Genomic DNA, 4501 nt, shown 5'->3' with positions numbered 1-4501 from the left:
GCGACGGGCGTTACCCGGCGCCGGCGGGTGTGCCTTCGGACATCCCCGGGCTGGAGTTCTCCGGTACGGTGGTGCAGGTCGGGGAGCTCGCGCACGGGCTGCGCGTCGGCGACCGGGTGATGGGCATCTACGGCGGTGGCGCCCAGGCGCAGTACCTGCTGGTGCCGGAGAGCATCTGCGTCCCCGTGCCCGAAGGGCTGGACGTGGTGGATGCCGGCGCCTTGCCGGAAGCCTTCTTCACCGCCTACGAGGCGCTGGTCGAGCAGGGCGGCTTGCGCAGGGGTGCCCGCGTGCTGGTCAATGCGGTCGGCAGCGGAGTGGGGACCGCCCTGGTCCAGCTCGCCCGCGCCCTGGGGGCACAGGTCTATGGCACCACCCGCACCCAGGCCAAGCTGGAGCAGTGCGAGGCGCTGGGGCTGAGCGGTGGTCTCGTCGTCGAGGAGGGCGAAAGCCCCGCCACCACCCGGGAGCGTCTGGTAGCCCTCGCGGGCGGTGAGTTCGACCTAGCGGTCGACCTGCTCGGCGGCAGCCACCTGAGCCTGCTCCTGGCCGCGCTCGCGCCCCAGGGGACGGTCGTCTCCCTGGGCTTCATCGCCGCGCAACAGGCTTCGCTCGACCTGGCGACGATCATCGCCCGCCGCCTGCGGGTGGTGGGAACCTCTCTGCGCGGGCGCCCCAACCACGAGAAGGCGGTGCTCGCCCGTCGCATCACGCGCGACCTGCTGCCGCTGTTCGCCTCGGGCGAGCTGCGGCCCGTCGTCGACCGACGCTTCCCTCTGGAGGAGGCGGCCGCGGCCTATGCGCGCATGGAGGAGAGCCGCAACTTCGGGAAGATCCTGCTGCTGCCCGGGGCGCCCGTGGAAGGGAAAAGCCATGATGAAACTGCTCGCGGCCGTTGACCGTTTCAGCCTGGCCTTCGGGAAGCTGGTCAGCTATCTCGTCTGGATCGGGATTGTGATCGTCGTGCTGGAGGTGGTCCTTCGCTACGTGTTCAACGCGCCCACCGTGTGGGGGCCGGGTTACACGCAGCGCATCTTCGGCGCCTATTTCGTACTGATCGGTGCCTACACCCTGCTGCAGGGCGGCCACGTGCGGGTGGACCTGCTGCTCAACACGCGCTCGCCGCGCTGGAACGCCTTCCTGGACTTCCTGAACTACGCCGTGCTGATGGTGTGGATGCTGGCGCTGGTCTACGAGGGCTGGAGCTATTTCCAGGAGTCCTGGGAGTTCAGCGAGGTGGACGACAGCGCCCTCGGGCACCCGCTGTGGCCGGTGAAGCTGGCGCTCCTGCTGGGCGTCACGGGGATGCTGGTGCAGGGGGCGGTCGAGTTGCTGCGCTCGCTGGTCGGCATGGTCGACCCCGCCGCCTTGCCGCCCAAGCGCCAGGAGGTGCAGCCATGAGCCCGGAACTCCTGACCATGGGCATGTTCGGCACCCTGGTGGCGCTGATCATGCTGGGCGTGTCCCTTTCCTACGCGCTGGGGGGCGTGGCGGTTGTCTTCACGCTGATCCTGCACGGCCCCGACGGCCTGTTCCCGATGGTCGCGGCGGTGTTCGAGACCATGTGGTCGATCCTGCTGGCCGCCATCCCGCTGTTCGTCTTCATGGGCGTGGCGCTGGCGCGCTCGCAGGTTTCGCGCGACCTCTACCAGGCCTTCTACGTCTGGTCGGGGCGGGTGAACGGCGGGCTGCTGCTCGGGACCACGGGCTTTGCCGCCGTGCTCTCGGCCATGACGGGCAGCTGCGCCGCATCGACCCTGACCACCGGCATGGTCGGCATGCCGTCCATGGAAAAGCGCGGCTACAACCGGCAGTTCGTGCTCGGCACGATCGGTGCTGCCGGGACGCTGGGCATCCTGATCCCGCCCTCCATCACGCTGATCGTGATCGGCATGACCACAGGGCTGTCGGTGGGCAAGCTGTTCATGGGCGGGCTGGTCTCGGGGCTGATCATCCTGGCGGTGATCCTGGCCTATGTGGCGCTGCGCGCGCGGCTGGACCCGTCCTCCGCACCGGGCGCTCCCGTGGGCGCGACCTGGAAGGAGAAGGTGCTGGCGCTGAAGGCGGTGATCCCGCCGCTGGGCATCATCGTGGTGGTGCTGGCTTCCATCTTCCTGGGCCTGGCGACACCCACCGAGGCCTCGGCCGTGGGGGCACTTGCCGTGACGGTGGCGATCGCCGCGCGCGGCGAGGTGACGCGCGAGTTCATCAGGGACGTCACCTACACCACCGCCAGCACCACCGGCATGGCGATCTGGATCGTGTTCGGTGCGACCGCCTTCGTGTCGGTCTATTCCGGCGCGGGCGGGATCAAGTTCATGCAGGACTTCCTGTTCGCGCTGGACCTCGGCCCCTGGGCGCTGATCGTGTTCATGCAGCTGATCGCGCTGGTGCTGGGCATGTTCCTGGATCCGATCGGCATCATCCTGATGGCCCTGCCGGTGTTCTACCCGATGGTCGTGAAGCTGGGCTTCGACCCCCTGTGGTTCTGCGTGATCTTCCAGGTGAACCTGTGCATCGGCTACATCACGCCCCCCTTCGGCTACAACATTTTCTACCTCAAGAGCCTCAGCCCCGAGACCTCGATCTACACCATCTACCGCAGCCTGTTCCCCTTCGTCTTCCTGATGCTGGCGTGCGGCGCGGTGTTCCTGGCCTTCCCGTCCATCCTGACCCAGGGAGTGGCTTTCATGATGGGTGGATGAATGCGCGCCTGCGGGCCATGAACCGGGTCACCGACCCATCCCCGGCAGGTCGCGCGGCATGGATGCGGCCTGCCTGAACCATCCGAAAAGGAGTGAGACAAATGAACGGACAGAACGAATTCTCTCGCCGCAGGATCCTGGCCGGAAGCGGCCTGGCGGCGGGCGCCCTGGCGGGGCTGGCCAGCCCCCTGGCGCAGGCGCAGGACAAGAAGCCGCGCTTTCGCTGGCGCATGCAGACCCACTGGCCCCAGGGCACCTGGTACTACGACGCCATCTTCAAGAAGATGGCCGAGGAGATCAAGGCGGCGACCGACGGCGAGCTGGAGATCGAGGTGCACCACCCTGGCTCCGTGGTGCGCACCGGCGACGTGCTGCGCGCCGTGCAGAGGGGCAACCTGGACAGCGCCTTCACCTGGCCGGCCTACTGGATCGGGCAGATCCCCGTGGCCGGCCACCTGAACGGCAACCTCGGCACCTGGGACAGCCACGAGGAGATGCACTTCTTCATGTACGACATGGGTGCGCTGGACGTCATCCGCGAGGCCTACGCCGAGCGTGGCGTCTACCAGCTGGGCCCGTATTCGGCGGCCGGGCTGGCGGTGTTCTCCAAGAAGCCGGTGAAGACCGTGGAAGACTTCAAGGGCTTCAAGATCCGTTCCACCGGCACGCCCGCCAAGGTGTTCGAGAAGCTCGGCGCAGCGCCTGTTGCCATCTCGGGCGAGGAGCTCTACCAGGGCCTGCAGACGGGCGTGGTGGACGGCGTGCACTGGGGCGGCGTCGCGGCCGGCTGGGGCATGAGCTTCCAGGAGGTGACTTCCTACATCCTGCGACCCAACTTCCTCGGCCACACCAATAGCGAGGTCATCATCAACATGAAGAAGTGGAACGAGCTGGGCAGCGACCACAAGCAAATCCTGGACAGCGTCCTGCGCGCCACCAGCATCAACTCCAGCGCACTCTTCACCTACAACGACCACAAGCTCATGCAGAGCTTCGTGAAGGACTTCAAGGGCCAGCTGGTGCAGATGGACCCCACCGTCATGCAGCAGGTGCGCAAGTACTCCATGGAGGTGGTCGAGGAAGACGCCAAGCGCGACCCGAAGTATTCGGGCAAGGTCGCCGGCCTGCTCAAGGAGTTCATGGGCCTGACCGGCAAGATGTGAGGGGCGCCGGGCCGGGCAGGCGCGCCCGGCCGCGGCTTTCAATCGCTCATGGTCATCAGGCTGGCATTGCCGCCCGCGGCCGTGGTGTTGATGCTCACCGCGCGCTCGCGCACCAGGCGCAGCAGGGCCGTCGGCGCGTCTTCCAGCCCGGGCTGCACGACCGCCAGCGCGAGCAGCGGGCCGGGGCGCCGCGCCAGTTCGCCGGCCAGCGCGCGCAGGGCATCCTCGGGGCCGCTGTGCAGCACGGCGTCGAAGGAAAGCGATGCCGTGCGCCAGTCCGCCTCCAGCGCGATTCGCTCGCGCACCGCGGGCGGGAGCGAGGCGTGCAGGCCGCCGGCCTCCATGCTCCACAAGGCTTCGCTGCCTGCCGCCAGCACCAGCGCCAGCTGGGCGAGCAATGCCGCCTCGTCGCCCGCCGGAGCCAGGCACAGCACGCGCTCGCGCGGCAGCACGCGGTATTCGTTCTTCTCGCCCGTCGGGCCCGGCAACTGGGCTTGCAGGCCGGCGCAGCTGGCGCGGGCCAGTTCCTCGCATTGCCGGGCGAGCCGCAGGTGGTTGCGCTCTTGCGCCCAGGCGCGCAAGGCGTCGAGCGGGGCCAGCAGCGCGGCCTGGGCGCCCGCCTCCGGGGCCCGC

4 protein-coding genes and 1 pseudogene are annotated in these 4501 nt (G+C 68.5%); 4 read left to right on the top strand and 1 reads right to left on the bottom strand.

Annotated elements, in window-relative coordinates:
- The 4 genes from A612_RS06990 to A612_RS06975 all read left to right on the top strand — a co-directional run.
- On the top strand, positions 1 to 899 hold an 899-nt coding region (locus A612_RS06990), incomplete at its 5' end, for a zinc-binding dehydrogenase (RefSeq protein ID WP_206536115.1).
- The gene (locus tag A612_RS06985; protein WP_019373795.1) at positions 874 to 1401 is read left to right on the top strand and encodes a TRAP transporter small permease subunit; all 528 of its coding nucleotides are present in this window, start codon (positions 874 to 876) and stop codon (positions 1399 to 1401) included. The genes A612_RS06990 and A612_RS06985, both read left to right, overlap by 26 nt.
- A complete protein-coding gene (locus A612_RS06980) occupies positions 1398 to 2705 on the top strand; it encodes a TRAP transporter large permease (RefSeq protein ID WP_019373794.1) in 1308 nt (435 codons plus the stop codon). Before A612_RS06985 ends, A612_RS06980 begins: the two co-directional genes overlap by 4 nt.
- 101 nt (positions 2706 to 2806) lie before the next feature.
- Complete coding sequence (locus tag A612_RS06975; RefSeq protein ID WP_019373793.1) at positions 2807 to 3868, top strand: TRAP transporter substrate-binding protein; 1062 nt, start codon at positions 2807 to 2809, stop codon at positions 3866 to 3868.
- A 38-nt stretch (positions 3869 to 3906) separates the two neighbouring features.
- Here the strand turns inward: A612_RS06975 and A612_RS17345 are convergent.
- A pseudogene (locus tag A612_RS17345) lies at positions 3907 to 4501 on the bottom strand (trifunctional transcriptional regulator/proline dehydrogenase/L-glutamate gamma-semialdehyde dehydrogenase); the annotation flags it as partial.

This window comes from Melaminivora alkalimesophila (assembly GCF_000282995.1).
In the GTDB taxonomy this organism is placed as follows: domain Bacteria; phylum Pseudomonadota; class Gammaproteobacteria; order Burkholderiales; family Burkholderiaceae_C; genus Melaminivora; species Melaminivora alkalimesophila.
This window is presented reverse-complemented; position numbering and strand designations above follow the sequence as displayed.

Coding starts and splice junctions, on each gene's coding strand:
- A612_RS06975 (WP_019373793.1), top strand. CDS start 2,807: ATGAACGGACAGAACGAATTCTCTCGCCGCAGGATCCTGGCCGGAAGC.
- A612_RS06985 (WP_019373795.1), top strand. CDS start 874: ATGATGAAACTGCTCGCGGCCGTTGACCGTTTCAGCCTGGCCTTCGGG.
- A612_RS06980 (WP_019373794.1), top strand. CDS start 1,398: ATGAGCCCGGAACTCCTGACCATGGGCATGTTCGGCACCCTGGTGGCG.